General features: G+C 68.2%; 24 protein-coding genes. 16 read left to right on the top strand and 8 right to left on the bottom strand.

Annotation, left to right across the window (positions count from 1 at the left end; all coding sequences use genetic code 11):
• The first annotated feature begins 59 nt into the window (after positions 1 to 59).
• Positions 60 to 470 (top strand): hypothetical protein, encoded by a 411-nt coding sequence (locus OG976_RS09775; RefSeq protein ID WP_328361159.1) that lies wholly within the window; start codon positions 60 to 62, stop codon positions 468 to 470.
• Here OG976_RS09775 and OG976_RS09770 read toward each other — a convergent pair.
• On the bottom strand, positions 467 to 1,105 hold the full coding sequence (locus OG976_RS09770; protein ID WP_328361157.1) for a hypothetical protein: 639 nt from the start codon (positions 1,103 to 1,105) through the stop codon (positions 467 to 469). The genes OG976_RS09775 and OG976_RS09770 overlap by 4 nt on opposite strands.
• 51 nt (positions 1,106 to 1,156) lie before the next feature.
• Between OG976_RS09770 and OG976_RS09765 the strand changes: the two genes are divergently transcribed.
• Both OG976_RS09765 and OG976_RS09760 read left to right on the top strand, forming a co-directional pair.
• Positions 1,157 to 2,050 (top strand): phosphoribosylaminoimidazolesuccinocarboxamide synthase, encoded by an 894-nt coding sequence (locus OG976_RS09765; protein ID WP_328361155.1) that lies wholly within the window; start codon positions 1,157 to 1,159, stop codon positions 2,048 to 2,050.
• Entirely contained in the window at positions 2,047 to 4,152 is a 2,106-nt protein-coding gene (locus tag OG976_RS09760; RefSeq protein WP_328361153.1) for a S9 family peptidase, read from the top strand. Before OG976_RS09765 ends, OG976_RS09760 begins: the two co-directional genes overlap by 4 nt.
• A gap of 6 nt (positions 4,153 to 4,158) precedes the next feature.
• Here the strand turns inward: OG976_RS09760 and OG976_RS09755 are convergent, their stop codons facing one another.
• Positions 4,159 to 5,049 carry an alpha/beta fold hydrolase gene (locus OG976_RS09755; protein ID WP_328361151.1) on the bottom strand — a complete coding sequence of 297 codons (891 nt, stop codon included), beginning with the start codon at positions 5,047 to 5,049 and terminating at the stop codon, positions 4,159 to 4,161.
• A gap of 107 nt (positions 5,050 to 5,156) precedes the next feature.
• Here OG976_RS09755 and OG976_RS09750 point away from each other — a divergent pair, with 107 nt between their 5' ends.
• A complete protein-coding gene (locus OG976_RS09750; RefSeq protein WP_328361149.1) occupies positions 5,157 to 5,645 on the top strand; it encodes a glutathione peroxidase in 489 nt (162 codons plus the stop codon).
• Between the two features lie 68 nt (positions 5,646 to 5,713).
• A complete protein-coding gene (locus tag OG976_RS09745; protein WP_328361147.1) occupies positions 5,714 to 6,418 on the top strand; it encodes a DUF2334 domain-containing protein in 705 nt (234 codons plus the stop codon).
• Here OG976_RS09745 and OG976_RS09740 read toward each other — a convergent pair.
• The 3 genes from OG976_RS09740 to OG976_RS09730 all read right to left on the bottom strand — a co-directional run bounded on the left by OG976_RS09740 (position 6,407) and on the right by OG976_RS09730 (position 8,224).
• A complete protein-coding gene (locus OG976_RS09740) occupies positions 6,407 to 7,213 on the bottom strand; it encodes an SDR family oxidoreductase (RefSeq protein WP_328361145.1) in 807 nt (268 codons plus the stop codon). The two genes, OG976_RS09745 and OG976_RS09740, sit on opposite strands and share 12 nt — an antisense overlap.
• Positions 7,210 to 7,506, bottom strand: coding sequence for a hypothetical protein (locus OG976_RS09735; protein ID WP_328361142.1), 297 nt, complete (start codon positions 7,504 to 7,506; stop codon positions 7,210 to 7,212). The genes OG976_RS09740 and OG976_RS09735 overlap by 4 nt, the downstream gene beginning before the upstream one ends.
• 79 nt (positions 7,507 to 7,585) lie before the next feature.
• Positions 7,586 to 8,224, bottom strand: coding sequence for an MBL fold metallo-hydrolase (locus OG976_RS09730; protein WP_328361139.1), 639 nt, complete (start codon positions 8,222 to 8,224; stop codon positions 7,586 to 7,588).
• 33 nt (positions 8,225 to 8,257) lie between these two features.
• Between OG976_RS09730 and OG976_RS09725 the strand changes: the two genes are divergently transcribed.
• Genes OG976_RS09725 through purQ form a run of 3 tightly spaced genes read left to right on the top strand, consistent with a single transcriptional unit; the run spans position 8,258 to position 9,871 of the window.
• The gene (locus OG976_RS09725) at positions 8,258 to 8,911 is read left to right on the top strand and encodes an ATPase (RefSeq protein WP_328361136.1); all 654 of its coding nucleotides are present in this window, start codon (positions 8,258 to 8,260) and stop codon (positions 8,909 to 8,911) included.
• Between the two features lie 52 nt (positions 8,912 to 8,963).
• On the top strand, positions 8,964 to 9,203 hold the full coding sequence (gene purS, locus OG976_RS09720; protein WP_328361133.1) for a phosphoribosylformylglycinamidine synthase subunit PurS: 240 nt from the start codon (positions 8,964 to 8,966) through the stop codon (positions 9,201 to 9,203).
• Positions 9,200 to 9,871, top strand: coding sequence for a phosphoribosylformylglycinamidine synthase subunit PurQ (gene purQ / locus OG976_RS09715; protein WP_328361130.1), 672 nt, complete (start codon positions 9,200 to 9,202; stop codon positions 9,869 to 9,871). Before purS ends, purQ begins: the two co-directional genes overlap by 4 nt.
• Positions 9,872 to 9,947: 76 nt before the next feature.
• Here the strand turns inward: purQ and OG976_RS09710 are convergent, their stop codons facing one another.
• Both OG976_RS09710 and OG976_RS09705 read right to left on the bottom strand, forming a co-directional pair.
• Positions 9,948 to 10,745 (bottom strand): family 1 encapsulin nanocompartment shell protein, encoded by a 798-nt coding sequence (locus tag OG976_RS09710; RefSeq protein WP_328361127.1) that lies wholly within the window; start codon positions 10,743 to 10,745, stop codon positions 9,948 to 9,950.
• Positions 10,742 to 11,764 (bottom strand): Dyp-type peroxidase, encoded by a 1,023-nt coding sequence (locus OG976_RS09705; RefSeq protein WP_328361124.1) that lies wholly within the window; start codon positions 11,762 to 11,764, stop codon positions 10,742 to 10,744. The genes OG976_RS09710 and OG976_RS09705 overlap by 4 nt, the downstream gene beginning before the upstream one ends.
• Before the next feature lie 42 nt (positions 11,765 to 11,806).
• Between OG976_RS09705 and OG976_RS09700 the strand changes: the two genes are divergently transcribed.
• The 8 genes from OG976_RS09700 (at position 11,807) to OG976_RS09665 (ending at position 20,477) form a co-directional block, all read left to right on the top strand.
• The gene (locus OG976_RS09700) at positions 11,807 to 13,087 is read left to right on the top strand and encodes a M18 family aminopeptidase (RefSeq protein ID WP_328361121.1); all 1,281 of its coding nucleotides are present in this window, start codon (positions 11,807 to 11,809) and stop codon (positions 13,085 to 13,087) included.
• Positions 13,088 to 13,156: 69 nt separating this feature from the next.
• Positions 13,157 to 14,380: a cation:proton antiporter gene (locus OG976_RS09695; protein ID WP_328361119.1), complete on the top strand. Its 1,224-nt coding sequence runs from the start codon at positions 13,157 to 13,159 to the stop codon at positions 14,378 to 14,380.
• 54 nt (positions 14,381 to 14,434) lie between these two features.
• Positions 14,435 to 14,857 (top strand): ester cyclase, encoded by a 423-nt coding sequence (locus tag OG976_RS09690; protein WP_328361116.1) that lies wholly within the window; start codon positions 14,435 to 14,437, stop codon positions 14,855 to 14,857.
• A 1-nt stretch (position 14,858) separates the two neighbouring features.
• A complete protein-coding gene (locus OG976_RS09685) occupies positions 14,859 to 15,452 on the top strand; it encodes a TetR/AcrR family transcriptional regulator (protein ID WP_328361114.1) in 594 nt (197 codons plus the stop codon).
• 40 nt (positions 15,453 to 15,492) lie between these two features.
• Complete coding sequence (locus OG976_RS09680) at positions 15,493 to 15,846, top strand: VOC family protein (RefSeq protein WP_328361111.1); 354 nt, start codon at positions 15,493 to 15,495, stop codon at positions 15,844 to 15,846.
• 19 nt (positions 15,847 to 15,865) lie between these two features.
• Entirely contained in the window at positions 15,866 to 18,163 is a 2,298-nt protein-coding gene (purL, locus tag OG976_RS09675) for a phosphoribosylformylglycinamidine synthase subunit PurL (protein WP_328361108.1), read from the top strand.
• Positions 18,160 to 19,944 (top strand): alpha/beta hydrolase, encoded by a 1,785-nt coding sequence (locus OG976_RS09670; protein WP_328361105.1) that lies wholly within the window; start codon positions 18,160 to 18,162, stop codon positions 19,942 to 19,944. The genes purL and OG976_RS09670 overlap by 4 nt, the downstream gene beginning before the upstream one ends.
• Positions 19,935 to 20,477, top strand: coding sequence for an Rv0804 family intramembrane glutamic endopeptidase (locus OG976_RS09665; RefSeq protein ID WP_442930518.1), 543 nt, complete (start codon positions 19,935 to 19,937; stop codon positions 20,475 to 20,477). Before OG976_RS09670 ends, OG976_RS09665 begins: the two co-directional genes overlap by 10 nt.
• Here OG976_RS09665 and OG976_RS09660 read toward each other — a convergent pair.
• Positions 20,474 to 20,884, bottom strand: coding sequence for a PPOX class F420-dependent oxidoreductase (locus tag OG976_RS09660; protein WP_328361101.1), 411 nt, complete (start codon positions 20,882 to 20,884; stop codon positions 20,474 to 20,476). The genes OG976_RS09665 and OG976_RS09660 overlap by 4 nt on opposite strands.
• Positions 20,885 to 20,947 lie beyond the last annotated feature (63 nt).

The raw sequence follows: 20,947 nt of genomic DNA, 5'->3' as shown, positions 1-20,947 counted from the left end.
AGCACCGATGCGCCGGTGAACTGGATGTCGACAGAGCACCAGATGATGGGAACGAAGTAATGGCATCAATTTCGCGGCACGCAGCGGTAGCCGTCGCGGCCGGAGCGGCGATCGCTGCGCTCGCAGCAGTGGGCACCGGCACCGCACAGGCAGTTCCTGAGCAGGGCAACGGCTGGTGCCCGGGTCAGACATTGCCGTTCGACAACATCCGCTGGGACATGAACACCTGCCACACCTGGTACTACGTGCCGCCCGGCACGGGCAATGTGACGATGGTCGACCTCAAGGGCAATCCGCTGGGCAGCTTCATCTACGCCGGAAATACACCGCCGGTCCGCAACGCCCCACCGGCACCCTCGGGGCCGCCGCCGGGCACGCCGTTCTGCAGCCCGCGCGGATCGCTCATCATCATTCCGCCGATCTGCGACGAGATCGGCGTCGACTGGCCGCCCGGATCCCTGCAGAACTAGGCCCCGGGGCTTCGCCAGTACCGCGGCGGCCCGACGCCCGCCGACCGCAGTTCCAGGGCGGCAAGCCCCCGGACCGCCATCGGATCGTCATGCCGCCACGCCCCGACCGGATCGAGGCTGATCTCGGTCAGCTTGCGTAGCGGACGGTTGGCCAGGGCCCGCAGCGCCAGCAGCTGCACCCCGGCGTTCGTCCTGGCCAGCGCGACCACCGTCAACTTGCGCCGGAAGAACCGGATCCGCAGGAACAACCACGGCATGCCTACCGCCAGGATCGGCGGGGCGGCGACCGCGATCGCCAGCAGCACCGCCAGCCACGCCGCCGTGGTGTCCAGCTCGTGGCCGGCCCCGGCCAGATCGAGCGCCGCCTCGCCGGCCGCGCGCAGCGGTTTGGACATGGTGTCGCCGATCAGTGGGACGCCGTGCACACTGTCGCCGGCCGAATGAAGGCTGTCGGAGAGCCCGTTGGCGCTGTCGTTGACCTGGCGTCCCACACTCGAGATGGTCGCGATGGCGGAATGGACGCCCAGACCCACCGTGACCCACAGGACGGCCCACAGGATGACCAGCAGATCGGTGACCAACTGCACCAGCAGTCGACCCGGTGTGGTGGCATAGGGCAGATACCGCGATCTCATGGCTCGATCCCAGCACAGTCGGGTCCGCTGAGCGGCCGATAGGCTGACCCGATGCGCCCCGCTCTGAGCGACTATCAACATCTGGCCAGCGGCAAGGTACGCGAGATCTACCGGATCGACGACGAGCACCTGCTCTTCGTCGCCAGTGATCGGATCTCGGCGTTCGACTACATCCTGGACAGCCTCATCCCCGACAAGGGCCGCATCCTCACCGCGATGAGCGTCTTCTTCTTCGACTACATAGACGCCCCCAACCATCTGGCCGGCCCACCCGACGACCCGCGCATCCCCGGCGAGGTGCTGGGCCGGGCACTGGTGGTCCGGCGCTTGGAGATGGTGCCCGTCGAGTGCGTCGCCCGCGGCTACCTCACCGGATCGGGGCTGCTGGACTACCAGCGCACCGGATCGGTCTGTGGCATCCCGCTGCCGCCGGGCCTGGGGGAGGCTAGCAAGTTCGAGACCCCGCTGTTCACCCCGGCGACCAAGGCCGAGTTCGGCGAGCACGACGAGAACATCTCGTTCGCTCAGGTCATCGAACTGGTGGGCGCGGTGCGGGCCAACCAGCTCGAGGAGCGGACGCTGCAGATCTACACCCAGGCCGCCGACCACGCCCTGACCAAGGGCATCATCATCGCCGACACCAAGTTCGAGTTCGGCGTCGACGCCGATGACCGGGTGGTGCTGGCCGACGAGGTGTTCACCCCGGACTCCTCGCGGTACTGGCCCGCCGACACCTACACCCAAGGTGTCGTGCAGCCCAGCTTCGACAAACAATTCGTCCGCAACTGGCTCACCGGGCCGGAATCGGGCTGGGACCGCTACGGATCCGCACCCCCGCCGCCGCTTCCCGACGACATCATCGAGGCCACCCGGGCCCGCTACATCGAAGCCTACGAACGAATTTCGGGACTCTCGTTCGCCGACTGGATCGGACCCACCGTATGAACCCGCCCGTCGCCAAGCGCGTTGACACCCGCCGCGTCCACCACGACGACGTGTTCGTCGACCCCTACGAGTGGCTGCGGGAGAAGTCCGATCCCGAGGTCATCGCCCATCTCGAGGCCGAGAACTCCTATGCCGACCAGGCGACCGGGTATCTGGAACCGCTGCGGCAGAAGATCTTCGACGAGATCAAGTCGCGCACCAAGGAGACCGACCTCTCGGTACCGACCCGCCGGGGTGACTGGTGGTACTACGGGCGCAGTTTCGAGGGCAAGCAGTACGGGGTGCACTGCCGGTGCCCGCTGTCCGATCCCGATGACTGGAACCCGCCGGTGTTCGACGAGCACACCGACGTCCCCGGCGAGCAGATTCTGCTCGACGAGAACGATCTGGCCGACGGGCACGACTTCTTCGCGCTCGGCGCCAGCAGTGTGAGTCTGGACGGCAACCTGCTGGCGTATTCCGTCGACGTCGTGGGCGACGAGCGATACACGCTGCGGTTCAAGGACTTACGCACCGGTGAGCTCTATCCCGACGAGATCGCCGGAATCTCCTCCGGCGTGACCTGGGCAGCCGACAACGCAACCGTCTACTTCACGACGGTCGACGACGCGTGGCGCCCCGACACCGTGTGGCGGCACCGTCTGGGCTCCAGCGGGTCCGACGAGCAGGTGTTCCACGAGCCCGACGAACGATTCTGGATCGGGGTCGGCCGCACCCGCAGCAACACATACGTGATGATCGCCGCCGGCTCGGCGATCACCTCGGAGGTGTTCGTCGCCGACGCCGCCGACCCGGCAGCAACATTCGTCTCGATCCTGCCGCGCCGTGACGGCGTCGAGTACTCGGTGGAGCACGCCGTGGTCGACGGCGAGGACCGCTTCCTGATCCTGCACAACGACGGTGCCGTGAACTTCACCCTCGTGGAGGCGCCGGTCGCCGACCCCGCCGCCCAGCGCACGCTGATCGCCGGACATGACGACGTCCGCCTCGACGGTGTCGACGCGTTCGGCGATCACCTCGTGGTCAGCTATCGCCGAGAAGCGTTGCCCCGCATCCAGCTATGGCCTATCGGGCCCGATGGTTACGGGACGCCCGAGGAGATCACCTTCGACTCGGAACTGACGTCGGCCGGCCTCGCGGGCAACCCCAACTGGGTCGCCCCCAAACTGCGGGTCGGCACCACGTCCTTCATCACCCCGCTGCGGATCTACGACCTGGACCTGGCCACCGGTGAACGCACTCTGCTGCGTGAGCAACCCGTCCTGGGCGGCTACCGCCGGGAGGACTACGTCGAACGCCGGGACTGGGCCGTCGCCGACGACGGCACCCGGGTGCCCATCTCGCTGGTGTACCGCGCCGGTATCGAAACACCCGCTCCCACAGTCCTGTACGGGTACGGCGCCTACGAGTCCTCCGAGGACCCGCGATTCTCGGTGGCCCGGCTGTCGCTGCTGGACCGGGGGATGGTGTTCGCCATCGCCCACATTCGCGGCGGCGGAGAGATGGGCCGGCTCTGGTACGAGCGTGGCAAGCTGCTCGAGAAGCGCAACACCTTCACCGACTTCATCGCCGTCGCCGAGCATCTGATCGACAGCGGTCTGACCCGGCCGCAGAACCTCGTCGCCCTCGGCGGTAGCGCGGGCGGGCTGCTGATGGGCGCGGTCGCCAATCTGGCGCCGCACCTGTTCGCCGGAATCCTCGCCCAGGTCCCGTTCGTCGATCCGCTCACCAGCATCCTGGATCCGTCGCTGCCCTTGACGGTGACGGAGTGGGACGAGTGGGGAAACCCGCTGGAGAACAAGGACGTCTACTTCTATATGAAGTCCTACTCGCCGTATGAGAACGTCGATGCCAAGGACTACCCGGCCATCCTGGCGATGACATCGCTCAACGACACCCGGGTGCTCTACGTGGAACCGGCCAAATGGGTTGCTGCACTGCGACACACGAAGACCGACGATCATCCGGTTCTGCTCAAGACCCAGATGTCCGCAGGCCACGGCGGAATCAGCGGCCGCTATGAGCGCTGGAAAGAGGCGGCGTTCCAGTACTCCTGGCTGCTGGCCACCGCCGACCGCGAGCACTACGGGCCGCAGGCTTAGGGGCTGTCAGCCATCGAGCAGCGCCAGCCGGGAACGCACCCGGCGATCCAGGAAGTCCCAGAGCACCTGCTCGAAGACCGCGTTGTCGTCACCGGCGACCATGTGGTGCGCGTCGGCGACCGACGCGAACTCGGCATGGGGAACGAGGTGCAGGAATCGCACCGAGTCCTCAATGCTCAGCACGTCGGACTTGCCGCCCCGAACCAACAGGGTCGGAATCCGCAAGGTGCCCGCCGCCGCCCCGAGCCACGCCGGGTCGGTCAAGGTGTTGCGTTGCACCGCTTGGTCTTCCGGTGAGGCAAGGAAGGCCGGATCCCAGTGCCAGTACCACCGGCCGTCGATCTCGCGCAGGTTGCGCTTGAGGCCGTCGAGACTTCTGGGCCGGGGCCGGTGCGACAGGTAGGCCGCCACGTAGTCGCCGGCCTCCTCCAGCGAGGCGAAGCCCTCCTTGGCGCGCCCCATCATGAAGTCACGAATCCTGCTGGTCCCCTTGGGCTGCAGGAAAGGGGAGACGTCGACCAGTACCAGGCCGAGCGCGAGGTCGGGCCGCAACCCCAGCGCGGCCAGCGAGGAGATGCCGCCCAACGACGCCCCCACGAGCACGGGCGGGCGCCCGAGGAATTCGGTGATCCGGACGACGTCGTCGGCGAACCGGTCCAGGGAGTAGACGCCGTCGGGGGACCACCCGCTGTCACCGTGCCCGCGCAGGTCGACGGTCAACGCGTACCAGTTCTGCCCGCCCAGGTCGGCAGCGGTCTTGGTCCAGGAGTGCCGGGTCTGCCCGCCGCCGTGCAGCAGCACCACGGGATGGTCGGCGGGGTCACCGTAAGCATCGGCGCATAGCTCCAGGTCCGCCGCTGGGATGCGAAGCTGCTGTGCCGGGGAAGTCTGCGTCACTGGTCACTCCGTCGGTGTCGTGAAAATGCCATCCATCTCAGTAGCAGACGCCGGGCAGGGCGCGACCGGCGGGGCGCGCGACTACGCGGCCGGGTACGGTCACCGTCATGGCCCTGACTGACATCTCGCTGACCACCCTCGATGGCAGGTCGACCTCGCTGGCCGACTACGCCGACCGCGCCATCCTGCTGGTGAACGTCGCCTCCAAATGCGGGCTCACCCCGCAATACGGTGCGCTCGAGCAGCTGGCGCGCGACTACGCCGACCGCGGCCTGACCGTGATCGGTGTGCCGTGTAACCAGTTCATGGGCCAGGAACCGGGCACCCCCGAGGAGATCGCCACCTTCTGCTCGACCACCTACGGGGTGACGTTCCCGTTGCTGGCCAAGACCGACGTCAACGGCGAGGCCCGCCATCCCCTGTACGCCGAACTGACCAAGACCGCCGATGCTGATGGTCAGGCCGGCGACATCCAGTGGAACTTCGAGAAGTTCGTGATCGCCCCCGGTGGCGAGGTGGTCAGCCGGTTCCGTCCTCCCACCGAACCGGATGCCCCCGAGGTGGTCGCCGCGATCGAGGCCGTCCTGCCGAACTGATCCGGATGGTCGTCTGACATCTCGACTGACGACACCATCTGGACACCTGGAGTTGTCAGAATCCACCCATGGCTGGACGACTCATCGTGTCGGTGTCCGGGATCTGTGAGCGCACGCTCAGCGATGTCGACGAGTTCTGCTCGGTGCTCGACAGTCAGGGTGTGCCGGTGTCGCTGCTCGTGGCACCCCGTCTGAAAGACGGCTACCGGCTGGAAGCCGACCCCGTGACAGTCGACTGGCTCGGGCGTCGCCGGTCTGCCGGTGACGCGGTGGTGCTGCACGGCTTCGACGAGGCCGCCACCAAGAAGCGCCGGGGCGAGTTCGCCACCTTGCCGGCGCACGAGGCGAACCTGCGCCTGATGGGCGCCGACCGGGTGCTCGAGCACGTAGGATTGCGGACCAGGCTGTTCGCCGCACCCGGCTGGACGGTGTCATCGGGAACCGTGACTGCATTGCCGCGCAACGGCTTCCGCATGCTCGCCGACCTTCATGGCTTGACCGACCTGGTGAGCGGATCGACCGTGCGGGGCCGAGTGCTCGGGATCGGCGAGGGTTTCCTGTCCGAACCGTGGTGGTGCCGCACCCTGGTGCTGTCCGCCGAGCGGACGGCGCGGCGCGGCGGACTGGTCCGGGTGGGCGTCGCGGCGCGACAACTCCGCAAGCCCGGCCCGCGCCAAGCAATGCTCGACGTCGTCAACCTCGCCCTGATGCACGGCTGCGCACCGACGGTCTACCGGTGGGAATTCGACCGGCCCGCATCGTCAGCGGCTTGAACCAGAGCCCGAAGCGGTCGTCGCGATCCCGCCGTCGACCGGGATGATCGCGCCGTTCACATACGAACCCGCCCGGCTCGCCAGGAAGATCGCGATACCGGCCATATCGTCGTCACGGCCGATTCGCCGCATCGGAGCCGACGCTGCGATGGCGTCGCCGAAGGCGTCCAGCGTGGCGGCCATCATCTTCGACGGGAACGGCCCCGGCGCCACCGCGTTGACGGTGATATGTTGTGGTCCAAGCTCTTTCGCGAGAACTCGGGTGAGCTGGTGCAGGGCGGCCTTGCTGGCCGAGTACGAGTAGACGGCCAGCACCGGCACGTGGATGCCGTCGATGCTGCCGATATTGATCACCCGCGCGGGGTCGTCCTGGGTGCCGGCCTTGCGCAGCGCGGGCACCAACTCCTGCACCATCCAGAAGGGCGACTTGACGTTGAGGTCGAGCACCTTGTCCCACCCTGAGGCGGGGAACGTCTCGAGTGGCTCGCCCCATGTCGCACCGGCGTTGTTGACCAGGATGTGCAGCGCGTCGGTATCGGCGAGCACCTCGGCGGCCAGCCGCTTGCATTCCTGCTGGCTGGACAGGTCGGCCGGGATGCCCCGTACGTCCCCGAACGCCGACAGCGCCTCGACCGCCTGCTCGCAGGCGTCTGCCTTGCGGGAGCTGACGATCACCCGCGCCCCCGCCTGCAACAGGCCGCGGGCGATCATCATGCCGATTCCGCGGGTGCCGCCGGTCACCAGCGCCGTCTTCCCGGACAAGCCGAACAACGCGGTCAGATCAGCAGCGCTCATGTCTCCTCGATTCCGTTCGGCGGCAGGCCGAGAAGCGTCTGCCGCTCTGCATCCTGTTGTACGCGAAGCGCTTTCATGTCGAATCGGGGGTCACCGGCCAGGTCGAAGACAGCCCGCTGCCCGGCGCTGTCCCAGATCACCGGCACGACGTCACCCGGCCCGGGCTTGAGTCCCATGACGGTGAAGGTGTCGGTGATCTCGATTCGGGCCGGTGCACCGCCAGCTGGATGGACGTCGACGACGAAGTCGTACTTGCGGTAGTCGTTCGTCGCGATCTTCGTGGCCTGCTGCACATGCAGAACCGTTGCCGTGCAACGCTCTCCGTGTCGTCTCAGCCGCCACTTGTCGAACATCGCCGGAACTGCCCGTCCTCTAGAACCGCACCGAGTTCTCCTCGGGCAGCACCCGGAAGTCGGTATCGGTCATCTCCGTGAGTCGACCGTAGTAGATACCGCGCCCCTCTGGGGCGATGATGCCCTGATGGATCGGCACGGCATGCGCGGGAGCCACCGCGCGCAAATAGTCGACGGCCTCGGAGATCTTCATCCACGGCGCGGCCGCCGGGGTGGCCAGCACGTCCACCGGCTCGCCGGGGACGAACAACGCGTCGCCGGGGTGCATCAGCCGGGCCGGGTGCTCGTCGTCGCCGACAAGATAGGAGATGTTGTCGATTATCGGAATCTCGGGGTGGATCACGGCGTGCCGGCCGCCCACCCCGCGGATGGTCAGGCCGTCGACGGCCAGCTCGTCGCCGACGTGCACCGCCTGCCACCGTCCGCCGAGTTCGGCAGCGGTGGCCGGGTCGGCATACAGCGCGGCACCGGGGTTGGCCTCCGCCAGCGCGGGTAGCCGCTCCCGGTCGGCATGGTCGGGGTGCTGATGGGTGATCAGAATCGCCGACAGACCGGTGACGCCCTCGAAGCCGTGCGAGAAGGTGCCGGGATCGAACAACAATGTGGCGCCGCCGAGCTCGGCGAGAAGGCATGAATGGCCGAAATGCGTCAATTCCATGCTTACGATTGTGCGCTCAGGGGAGGCGTCATCATGCGGATGGTCCTGGCTACCGTGCTGGCGGCCTGCGGGCTGGTCTTCGCGTCCCCGGCTGCCGCCGACCCGCAGAACTGTCCGCCGGCCTGTGATCGCATCCCCGACTCAGCCTGGATCCCGCCGTGGGCGATCCCGCTCAACGCCCGCTACGGGTGGCCGCAGCTGCCCGCCCTGGCGGTCACCGCCGTCGCGCCGCGATTCCGGTTCGAGGAACTGTGCGGCAGCCCGCCGGTGGCCGCCGACCCCCGCTCCTATGCCGTCGCCGAGCGCGCCGCCGTCGTCAACCCCGCCGGCCAGTGGCAGCTGCAAGCCCAGGTGGTGCACTGGCGCGGTGAGACCTGGCGGGGTGGGGCACTGGCCGAGGATGCCTTCAACAGCGCCGTCGCCGCGCTGCAGGCCTGCCAGCGGACCAACCCCGCACAGTCGCCGTCGCTGACCATCCTCGAGCCGGACCGGATGGCCGCCGTGGTCAGCGGACCGGTGATCCTGCACCAATACCTGGTGGCGAACCCGGCCAACAGCACGATCACCGAATTGGCGCTGTGGTCGAGCGCCCCGCCGCAGACCCCGTGGCCCCCGCTGGCTGACCAAACCGTGCTCGATACCCTCGGCGCGCCGCTGTGCACCGCCTATATCGGGTCCTGTCCGTAGCGCGCCGGTACAGTTGAGCCGCACCGTTCACCGACGTCAGCGAGGAGCTGCAGTGCCCCGGGTGGTTGTCAATGTGATGCCCAAGGCCGAGATTCTGGACCCGCAGGGCCAGGCCATCGTCGGCGCGCTGGGCCGGCTCGGGCACGCCGGCATCTCAGATGTCCGGCAGGGCAAGCGGTTCGAGCTCGAAGTCGACGAGTCGGTCACCGACGCGCAGCTCGCCGAGATCGCCGAGTCACTGCTCGCGAACACCGTGATCGAGGACTGGTCGGTCACCCGGGAGCCGTCGTGAGCGCGCGCGTCGGGGTCATCACCTTCCCGGGCACGCTCGACGATGTCGACGCCGCCCGTGCGGTCCGGCTGGCCGGCGCCGAGGCCGTCAGCCTCTGGCACGCCGACGCCGATCTCAAGGGCGTCGACGCCGTCGTCGTCCCCGGTGGTTTCTCCTACGGCGACTACCTGCGCTGCGGGGCCATCGCCAAGTTCGCCCCGGTCATGGGCGAAGTGGTGGCGGCAGCCGGCCGGGGCATGCCCGTCCTGGGCATCTGCAACGGCTTTCAGGTGCTCTGTGAGGCCGGCCTGCTGCCCGGCGCGCTGACCCGCAACGCCGGCCTGCATTTCGTCTGCCGCGACGTCTGGCTCAAGGTCGACTCCATCACCACGGCCTGGACGTCGCGCTACGAGTGGGGTGCTGAGCTGCTGGTGCCGCTGAAGTCCGGTGAGGGCCGCTACGTGGCCAGCGAGGCCGTGCTCGACGAGCTGGAGGGGGAGGGGCGCGTGGTGTTCCGCTACGCCGACAACCCCAACGGCTCGATGCGCGGTATCGCCGGCATCAGCTCGGCCAACGGGCGCGTCGTCGGGTTGATGCCGCACCCCGAGCATGCGACCGAAGCGCTGACCGGGCCGTCCGACGACGGCCTCGGGCTGTTCTACTCCGCGCTGGACGCCGTCCTGGTCTGAGGTCTCCTGCGCCGAGCGTGCGCTCCGGTACACCGGTGGCGGCGTGTCGCGGTACCGACACGCACGCTCGTGGCAGTTATGGCGTCAGGGCGACCGACGCCTCGGCGGTGTAGCACAGGAACGTCAGCGTCTCCTGCAGGTACAGCTGAACGGTCTCGGCGTCGTGGCTCAGGTAGCCGATCGACACATCGGTGCCCAGCTGAAGATCGAAGTCACCGCCGCGGGTGCTCAGCACGAACGCGCCGTCGATGGCCGGAGCCCAGATGATCTCGCCGTCGACGAGCCGGTTGAGGTGCTCGCGAATGGGATAGCCGTGCTCGGTGGTCTCGCTGACCTTGGTGTATGCCTCCGCCGACAGCAGCACCGAATACGGCCCGTCGACGCCGGCCAGCCGCAGCTCGGAGAGCGCCTGCGCGACGACGTCGGGGTACTCGCGGGGGTCGGCGGGCAGCGCCAGCGCCGGATTGGAGCTGCAGCTGCGGATACCGTCGATGGATGCGGCGCCGTAGCCCTCGAAGATCGCCCGGTCCTCGACGAAGGCCAGCTTCTTGGCGGCCTCCTTCACCGAATCCCAGTCCGAGTCCTGTGATCCGCGCTCGACGTCGTCGATCGCGTCGCGCGACACGGTGAAGGGAACCCGCAGCCGCACAAGTGGTTTGGCCTCGCGAAGATGTGCGACGACGCCGTCGGCGGGTGCGGTCACATCGCGCAGGTGTCCGGTGCTCACCGCCGCGGTGACCGGTCCGCCCGGACCGCTGACGTCGACGACGCGCCGGCCGGCGATGTGCCGCTTGAAGGTGCGCGTCGCCTCCAGTTCGATCTCCTCCCAGGCGGATTCGGTGACCGGGGCGAGTTCGCGGTAGAGGTTGTTCATTGGGGCTGTCCTTTCAGGCTGCCGATTGCCAGTGAGCCGTCATGAGTAGGGGCAGGGGCCGTCTGGGCCGCCGGCGTCTCGGCGCCGGGCAGGGGTGGGGGGTCGTCGAGGAAATCGGCGACCGGGGTGAAGAACAGGCCGCCGGTGAGCGCGGTCGAGAAGTCCAGGATGCGGTCGGTGTTGCCCGGTGGGCTGCCGATGAACATGTTCTCCAGCATCTTCTCGGTGACCGCCGGGCTGCGCGAGTAGCCGATGTAGTAGGTGCCGTACTCGCCCTTGCCGACCTCGCCGAACGGCATGTTTGCCCGGACGATCTGCAGCTGGTTGCCGTCGGCATCTTCGATGACGTTCAGTGCCACATGGGAATTGGCCGGTTTGATATCGTCGGGGAACTCGATGTCGTCGAGCTTGGTGCGGCCGATCACCCGCTCCTGTTCTTCGACCGACAGCGACTCCCACGACCCCATGTCGTGGACGTACTTCTGCACGTGCACATAACAGCCACCGGTGAAGTCGGGATCCTCCTCGCCGATCTGGCTGGCGGCCAGCGCGAGCTGGCCGTCGGGGTTCTCGGTGCCGTCGACGAAGCCGAGCAGGTCGCGGTTGTCGAAGAACTTGAAGCCGTGCACCTCGTCGACGATCGTGATCGCCCCCGCCATCGCCTTGGCGATCCGGCCGGCCAGCTCGAAGCAGACGTCGAGCACTTCGGCGCGGATGTGGAACAACAGATCGCCCGGTGTCGACGGGGCGTGGTGACGGCCCCCGTGCACCTCGATGAAGGGGTGTAGCTCGGCCGGGCGCGGACCGGCGAACAACCGATCCCACGCCCCTGACCCGATCGACGTCACCAACGACAGGTGTTTGGACGGATCGCGGAAGCCGATCGCGCGAACCAGACCGGAAAGGTCGGCCAGCGCGTCGTGCACCACCGCCTCACCGCCATCGTCGATCGTGGCCACCAGGAAGATGGCCGCCGGTGTCAGCGGCGCCAGTACCGGTTGTGGCTGCGGGGAGGGCACCGTTTGACCCTAATGGCTGCGCGGTCGGACATGATGGTGAACATGTCGACCGGGGCCAGTGCGCACGGGCTGTGCGAATTCATCGACGCGTCGCCGTCGCCGTTCCATGTCTGCCAGACGGCCGCGCGTCGGCTGGACGCCGCGGGTTACTCCGAACTGTCCGAGACCGACCGCTGGCCGGAGCGCAAGGGGCGCTACTACACGGTGCGGGCCGGCTCGCTGGTCGCCTGGACAAGTCCTGAGCACAGCAGCGACAATCGGCCGTTCCGCATCGTCGGCGGGCACACCGACAGCCCGAACCTTCGGGTCAAGCAGCATCCCGACCGCGCGGTGGCGGGCTGGCAGGTGGTGGCCCTGGAGCCGTATGGCGGGGCGTGGCTGAACTCCTGGCTGGACCGCGACCTGGGCGTCAGCGGCCGGCTGTCGGTGCGCGACCCCGATGCCGACGGCGGCGTCTCTCATCTGCTGGTGCTCATCGACGAGCCGATCCTGCGGGTTCCGCAGCTGGCCATCCACCTGTCCGAGGACCGGGCCGCGGTCAAGCTCGACCCGCAGCGGCACGTCAACGCGGTGTGGGGGCTGGGCGCCGCCCCGCGCTCGTTCCTCGACTACGCCGCGCAGTGGGCCGGTGTGGACCCCGCCGACCTGCTCTCGGCCGATCTCATGACCCACGATCTGGCCCCGTCGGCGCTGATCGGGGCCGGCGGCGAGTTCGTCAGCGCACCGCGGCTGGACAACCAGGGCACCTGCTACGCGGGGCTCGAAGCGTTCCTGGCCGCCGAGCCGCGCGGCTACCTGCCGGTGCTGGCGCTGTTCGACCATGAGGAAGTCGGCTCGACATCGGACCATGGTGCCCAGTCCGATCTGTTGCTCACCACACTCGAACGCATCGTATTGAGCGCCGGCGGCGACCGGGAGGACTTCCTGCGCCGGCTGACCGCGTCGATGGTGGCCTCCGGTGACATGGCCCATGCCACCCACCCCAACTACCCGGACCGCCATGAGCCGGGTCACCTGATCGCGGTCGACGGCGGACCGGTGCTCAAGGTCCAGCCCAACCTGCGCTATGCCACTGACGGCCGCACGGCCGCGGCGTTCGAACTCGCCTGCCGTCAGGCGGGGGTGCCGCTGCAGCGCTACGAACACCGTGCCGACCTGCCGTGTGGCTCGACGATCGGACCGATGACCTCGGCGCGCACCGGCATCCCGACCGTCGACGTCGGTGCGGCGCAGCTGGCCATGCACTCGGCGCGCGAACTCATGGGTGCCGCCGACGTGGTCTCCTATGCCGCTGCGCTGCAGGCGTTTCTGTCCCCGGAGTAAACGCGCGGGGGTGGTGTTCCGGCGTGCTCCGTGTCGCACTGCGACGTCGCGCGGGCAATAATCACTCCCGTGCTGTGGACCGTCGCCGGGATCGCCGCCACGGTCGTGGCCTGGTCGCTGGTAGCCCGCCGCCTCCAACGGTGGGGAATCACTCCGGTGATGACCCTGGTGTTCGCCGGTGGTCTGGTTGGTTTCGCCACCGATGACTCGTTCGCCATCGCCATCGACGCGCACGCCGTCGAACCCGTCATCGAAACGATCCTCGCGGTAGTGCTTTTCGAGCACGCCGCTTCGATCCGCGGCGGCTTCTTCGGCGGTCAGGGCAAGCTTGCGCTGCGGATGCTGTTCGTCGCCTTGCCGATGAGCCTGGCCCTGGCCGTCGTCATCGGGCTTGGTCTGCTGCCCGGATTGGCGTGGCCGATGCTGCTGGTGATGGCGTGCGTAGTGGTCCCCATCGACTTCGCCCCGGTGGTGTCGTTCCTTCACGACGAGCGAATTCCGTTGCGGGTACGGCAGTTGTTCAACGTCGAGGAGGGATACGCGGACGGGGTCGTCGCCCCGGTCTTCCTCTTCGCGCTGTCGCTTGCCAGCGGCCAGCGCACCACCGGAGAGAGCGTGGCGGGCGCGCTGCGCCAGGGACTGCCGCACCTTGCTGTCGCAGTGGCGCTGGGCCTGGTGGTCGGGGCCGGTTTGGCGTGGCTCGCCAACGCCGCCGACCGCCGTTCCCTGATGACCGAGCAGTCCCGGCGTGTTCTCGTGGTCGGTGCTCCGGTGCTGACGTACGTCGTGAACGTGGGTCTGCACGGCAACGGGTTCGTCGCCGCGTTCGTCTGCGGCATCGCCTACAACAGCGTGCGCCGCTACATCGACGACAGCCGGGAGCAGGACTTCATCCACGACGTCAACTTCCTACTCACCGCGGTGGTGTGGTTCTCCTTCGGTGCGGTCGCCTGGTATGTCCTCGAAGACGGGGTCGAACTCAAGCAGGTGGTGTTCGGACTGCTGGTGCTGACGGTTGTCCGCGCCGTCCCGGTCACCCTGGCACTGCTGGGCTCGGGATTGTCCCGGCCCGAGCGGACTCTGCTGGCCGGGCTCGGACCCAGCGGCACCGCGAGCATCGCGCTGGGTCTGCTGGCCTACAGCGTGCTGCCCGACGAGCCGGCCGAGACCCTGCTCACCGTCATGGTCATCGTGGTCCTCGGCAGCGTGGTGATCCACGGTGTCGTCGGGCCGGCTCTCGTGCGGCGCGTATCGGTGGACCGCCAGGTGGCGCGGGCGCCCCAGCCGTCCTAGCTCGGCGAGACTCGCGTATTGACATGAGACTGGTGTCTCAATAAGGTTCTGCGCATGGCACTGACGCGCGCCCAGATGGACCGCTCGATCGACGATCACTTCAGGTTCGAAGCCAACGACGACGTCGAAGGAGTGCTCGCCACACTCGCGCCCGACGTCGAACACGACATCGTTGGCTCCCCGGCGGGGCCGACACTGGGGCACGACGGGGCGCGCTCGTTCTACGAAAGGTTGTTCTCCGACCTGTCCGACGGCAGCATGCATACCGTCCGGCGACTGTATGGCGAGGACTTCCTCGTCGACGAATCCGTATGGCGTGGAACGGCATCCGGGACCCCGTTCGGGCTCGAGGGCAAGCACCGGCCGCTTCAGTTCCGGCTCCTGCACGTCGTCGAGTTCGCCGCCGACGGCGACATCCGGCGGGAGAACGTGTGGGTGGACTTGGCGGCGATCATCAGCCAGCTGCCCCAGGCTTGACGTGACGGAGGCAGGGCGACCCAACCAGCGGGCGCGTACCCGAAAAGACTTGCTGGATGCGGCTTCTCGACTGCTGAAGCAGGGACGCACGCCGACCGTCGACGACGTGGCCGTCGAGGCGAAGGTGTCCAGGGCCACGGCGTACCGGTATTTCCCCAGCGCCGAACTGCTGATCGTCGAGACGACACTGGACTGGGCGATGCCCGACGCCGACAGCCTCCTGGCCGGCGCCACCGACGATCCCGTCGAGCGGTTGGAACGCGTCGATGCGGCGCTGGAGGAGGTCCTGGCGGCCAACCGGCCGGCGTTCCGGATCATGCTGGCCCAGACCCTGCAGCGCAGCCAGGATGCCACGGACTATCCGGTCCGGCAGAACCGCCGGACGGCGTTGATCGAGGCTGCCCTGGCACCGGCCCGGGACCGATTCGATCCCGCGGCGCTGCAGCGGCTGACCAGTGCGCTGGCGGTGGTGATGGGGACCGAGTCGATGGTGGCGTTCAGCGACGTGCTGCAACTCGATCCGTCGAACGCCGGGGACGTACGCCGATGGATGATCCGCTCGCTGGTGGATGCCGCCCTCACGGCCGGCGGGTGATCTGTCCGGCTGGGAACCCGGCCTGACCTACGCTGGCCGCATGGCGCTGGGCGTGGAGATGATCACTTTCGACTGCGGCGACCCCGACGGGCTGGCCGACTGGTGGGCCGTGGCTGTCGGAGGCAGCACCGCCGCGGTGATGCCCGGTGAGTTCGTGGTCGTCTCCCAGCCCGACGGGCCACGGCTGGGCTTCCAGCGGGTCGATGACCCGACGCCCGGCAAGAACCGGGTACACGTCGACTTCTCCGCGTCCGACGTCGAGGCGGAGGTCCGGCGACTGGTCGCCCACGGTGCCACCGAGACGGCCCGGCACTCGTTCGGGGACGCGTTCAGCTGGGTGGTCCTGGCCGACCCGGAGGGCAACGCGTTCTGTGTGGCCGCCGCCATCCAGTGACGCTCACTAGACTGATGCGGTGACATCTGGGCTCACTGGAGCAGTCGACACCGTCGGGAACGCGGCAGCCACCCCCGACAACCCGCAACCGTTCCGCGAACTCGGCCTCAAGGAGGACGAGTACCAGCGGATACGTGACATCCTGGGCCGGCGGCCCACCGATGCCGAGTTGGCGATGTACTCGGTGATGTGGAGCGAGCACTGCTCCTACAAGTCCTCGAAGGTGCATCTGCGCTACTTCGGTGAGACCACCACCGACGAGATGAAGGCCGCGATGCTGGCCGGGATCGGCGAGAACGCCGGTGTGGTCGACATCGGCGACGGCTGGGCGGTCACCTTCAAGGTCGAATCGCACAACCACCCGTCCTACGTCGAGCCGTACCAGGGCGCGGCCACCGGCGTCGGCGGCATCGTGCGCGACATCATGGCCATGGGCGCGCGGCCGGTTGCGGTGATGGACCAGTTGCGGTTCGGTGCGGCCGACGCCCCCGACACCCGCCGCGTCCTCGACGGCGTGGTGCGCGGCGTCGGCGGCTACGGCAACTCGCTGGGTCTGCCGAACATCGGCGGGGAGACGGTCTTCGACCCGTCCTACGCCGGCAACCCGTTGGTCAACGCACTGTGCGTCGGGGTGCTGCGTAAAGAAGACCTGCACCTGGCGTTCGCATCCGGCGCCGGCAACAAGATCATCCTGTTCGGTGCCCGCACCGGTCTGGACGGCATCGGCGGCGTGTCGGTGCTGGCCAGCGACACCTTCGGTGGTGACGAAGGCTCCGGGCCGGGACGCAAGAAGCTGCCCAGTGTCCAGGTCGGCGACCCGTTCATGGAGAAGGTGCTCATCGAGTGCTGTCTCGAGCTGTACTCGGCCGGCCTGGTCATCGGTATCCAGGACCTCGGTGGTGCCGGATTGTCCTGTGCCACATCAGAACTGGCGTCCGCCGGTGACGGCGGTATGGCGATCGAGCTGGACAAGGTTCCGCTGCGCGCCGCGAACATGACCCCGGCGGAGATCCTGTCCAGCGAGTCGCAGGAACGCATGTGTGCGGTCGTCTCGCCGGAGAACGTCGAGAAGTTCATGGCCGTCTGCCGCAAGTGGGAAGTCCTGGCGACGGTGATCGGCGAGGTCACCGACGGCGACCGGCTGCAGATCAGCTGGCACGGCGAGTGTGTCGTGGACGTGCCGCCGCGCACGGTGGCCCACGAAGGTCCGGTCTACGAGCGCCCAGTGGCCAGGCCCGAATGGCAGGACGCGCTGATCGCCGACACCTCGGCGACGTTGCCGCGCCCCAGCAGCGGCGAGGAGTTGCGTAGCACCCTGCTGGCCCTGGTGGGCAGCCCGCACCTGTGCAGCCGGGCGTTCATCACCGAGCAGTACGACCGCTACGTGCGCGGCAACACCGTGCTGGCCGAGCATGCCGACGGTGGTGTCCTGCGCATCGACGAAGCCACCGGCCGGGGTATCGCGGTGTCGACCGACGCCTCGGGCCGCTACACCCAACTCGACCCCTACACCGGCGCGCAGCTTGCACTGGCCGAGGCGTATCGCAACGTCGCGGTCACCGGGGCCACCCCGATCGCGGTGACGAACTGCCTGAACTTCGGCTCACCGGAGGACCCCGGTGTGATGTGGCAGTTCGCTCAGGCGGTCCGCGGGCTCGCGGATGGCTGTGCGGCCCTTGGCATTCCGGTTACCGGCGGCAACGTCAGCTTCTACAACCAAACCGGTGCGACGGCCATCCTGCCGACCCCGGTGGTCGGCGTGCTCGGCGTGATCGACGACGTGAGCCGGCGGTTGCCCACCGGCCTGGGCAACGAGCCCGGTGAGACGCTGTTCCTGCTCGGCGACACCCGCGACGAGTTCGACGGCTCCATCTGGGCCCAGGTCACCGGGGACCACCTCGGTGGTGTGCCGCCGTCGGTCGACCTCGACCGCGAGAAGCTGCTGGCCGAGGTGCTGTCGGCAGCCTCGCGCGACGGGCTGGCCTCAGCGGCGCACGACCTGTCCGAAGGCGGCTTGATCCAGACCATCGTCGAGGCTTCGCTGGCCGGCGAAACCGGCTGCCGCATACTGCTTCCCGAAGGCGTTGACCCGTTCGTGTTCCTGTTCTCCGAGTCCGCGGGCCGGGCATTGGTAGCGGTGCCGCGGACCGAGGAGAGCCGGTTCCGGGCGATGTGCGAGGCGCGCGCCCTGCCGATCACGCGTATCGGCGTCTCCGATACCGGTTCGGATTCCGTTGAGGTCCAAGGGTTGTTCACCGTGTCACTGGACGAGCTGCGTTCCACCTCTGAGAAAGTGTTGCCCGGGCTGTTCGGATGACCAGTGCGGTCGACGACGTCAAGGGTGAGGCCGCGGCCTCACCTGGGCGGCGGCGGCACCGGGAATCGCTTGCGGCGTGGGCCTGGAGCCTGGTCCGTCTGGACTTCGTCGGAGTCGCATTCGGCGCGCTGTTCTTCTGTCTGTCCCTGACCCCGTCGCTGCTGCCGCGGGACTGGGCGACCGGCGGTCTCATCGGCGGCATCAATGCCGCGATCGGTTACGGCATCGGCGTATTGGTAGGCAAGGTGTTTCGCCGGCTGTTCCTCTCGCACCGCGACTGGTGGCCACCGAAGCCCAAGATCTCGTACGGCCTCAAGGCGGCCACCGTCGTGGCAGCGATCGCGGCGAGCGTGGGAATGGTCATCCCCGCTGCGGCCTGGCAGCGGCAACTGGCGGCGGTGATGGGCATCGAGGGTCCGGACACCCTGGGCTATCTGCGCATCCTGGTTGTCGCCGTTGTGGCGGGAGGACTGCTGGTTGCGGTGGCCAGGGTGGTCAAGGATGCGATCAAGCTGCTGGCACGGGTGATGATCCGGCGCTGGGACATCAACGACGAGGTCGCGATGTTCATCGGCACCGCGATCGTGGTCGTGCTGGTCATCACCCTGGTCAACGGTGTGCTTGTGCGCGGCTTCATCGGCGGAGCCCGCGCGGTGTTCCAGCCGCAGAACACCACTACCCGACCCGGCATCGAGCAACCGGTGAGCCCCGAAAGATCCGGCAGCCCAGGCTCATTCGCGAAGTGGGACACGCTGGGATTCCAGGGTCGTAACTTCGTCGGCACCGGGCCGGACGCCCGCGAACTGACCGAGCTCAACGGCCGTCCCGCCAAAGAACCCATCCGCATCTATGCGGGCCTGCAGTCCGCCGACACCGACGAGGGCCGAGTCGCCGTCCTACTCTCCGAACTCCAGCGCACCAAGGCCTACGAACGCAAACTCCTGGTGATCATTCCGACCACCGGCACCGGCTGGGTCGATCCCGTCGCAGCGCGCGCCATCGAAGCGATGTACAACGGCGACACCGCCCTGGTCGCCATGCAGTACTCGTATCTGCCGAGCTGGATCTCGTTTCTCGCCGATCAGCAGAAGTCGGTGCAGGCCGGCAAGGCGATGGTCAATGCCATCCACGAACGCTGGCAGCAATGGCCCGCCGACCGGCGGCCCGAATTAGCCTTGTACGGCGAGAGTCTCGGCTCGATGGCCGGCCAGGGTGCGTTCGGGTATCTGCCCGACGTGGTGGACATGGATTTCAGGGCCGTGCTGTGGGTGGGCCCACCGAATGCCAGTGCACTGTGGAAAGCGTTGACCGCCAGGCGTGATCCGGGAACGCCCGAGGTGCAGCCTCGCTACGACAACGGTCGCACGGTGCGCTTCGCCCAGGGGGCCGGTCCCGCCGAGGTCGCCCGGGTGGCCGCCGACCCGCCGTGGCGCGGCACCCGGGTGCTGTATCTGCAGCACCCGTCGGATCCGGTCGTGTGGTGGACAACGGATCTGCTGTTCAAGAAGCCGGACTGGTTGGCCGAACCGCCGGGCTTCGACCGCAGCGCCTTGATGCGCTGGTATCCGATCGTCACGTTCTGGCAAGTCAGCGCCGACATGGCAGGCAACGTCACCAGCTCCCAGGCTTCGCCGATCGGACACGGCCACAACTACGGCGACGGCCAGCTCGACGGCTGGGTCGCCGTGGCCGCGCCCTCGGGCTGGACCGCCCGGGACACCGACCGCATCCGTCAGTTCCTGGACAAGGCCATGGCGGCTGGCGGCCCGGAATTCCAATGACCTGGCGTCCGGTCCTGCGGGCGACAGCGGGCACCGCCGTGGCACTGGCCGTGGGTGCGCCGCTGGGCCTTCGGCCGCCGCAACTGTGGTCGGGGCTGCGGCACGGTGGCGCGGCAGCGGTAGCGGTCGCCGCCGGGGTGGCGGCCACGACGTTGGTGCCGTCGGTGCGGACGGCGATGCGCGAGCGGGCTGTCCCCGACAGCGCGCGACGCTGGCTGGCGTTCGAAATCCCCTTGGGCACAGTGGTGTTCGAAGAGGCGCTGTTTCGCGGTGCGCTGGCGAGCGTCGCTGGCCGCGGGTTCGGTCCGGCGATCGGACGGCTCGTGCAGGCCGGCGCGTTCGGCCTCTGGCATATCCCAGACGCCCGCAGGGCCGGTGAGTCGGTGGTCGGCACCGTGCTGGTGACGGGGCTGGCGGGGTGGGGGTTCGGCTGGCTGGCCGAACGGTCGGGCAGCGTGGTGGCCCCGATGCTGGCGCACCTGGCGGTCAACGAGGCCGGTGCGATCGCGGCGTTGGCGGTCCGGGGGCGTTAGCTCGCCGTGGTCGGCACGTCGCGGCTGTCCGGCACCAGGTCGTGCGCTTCGGTATCGGTGTCGGCGATGCCGAAGCTGATGATGCGCTTCGGGGTGATCCGGATCAGCGGCTCGCCGTCGGCGTTCTCGGCCTGTTGGGCGCTGCCGCGGATCTCCAGGCAGCGCACCCGCCACGGATCGTGCGAGAAGATGTCATCGACCACGAACGCCACCGTGTTGTTGGTGGCGATATTGCGGAACTTTTGGCTCTTGGCCAAGTTGTAGCCGTACACGTCGATCGTGCCCAGATCGTCGTTGTACTGGAAGCCGACGGGGCTGTTCTGCAGCGTGCCGTTCGACTGGATGGTGGCGAGCCTGCCGAGATCGGCCTTGTTCAGATAGGCGAGTTCGTGCGGTGTGAAGGACATGCCTGCACGCTAGGACCTCAACTATGGTTGATGTCAATGCCGGACCCGGTGCTGAAATACTGA

The sequence above is a fragment of the Mycobacterium sp. NBC_00419 genome, assembly GCF_036023875.1.
Classification (GTDB): domain Bacteria; phylum Actinomycetota; class Actinomycetes; order Mycobacteriales; family Mycobacteriaceae; genus Mycobacterium.
This window is presented reverse-complemented; position numbering and strand designations above follow the sequence as displayed.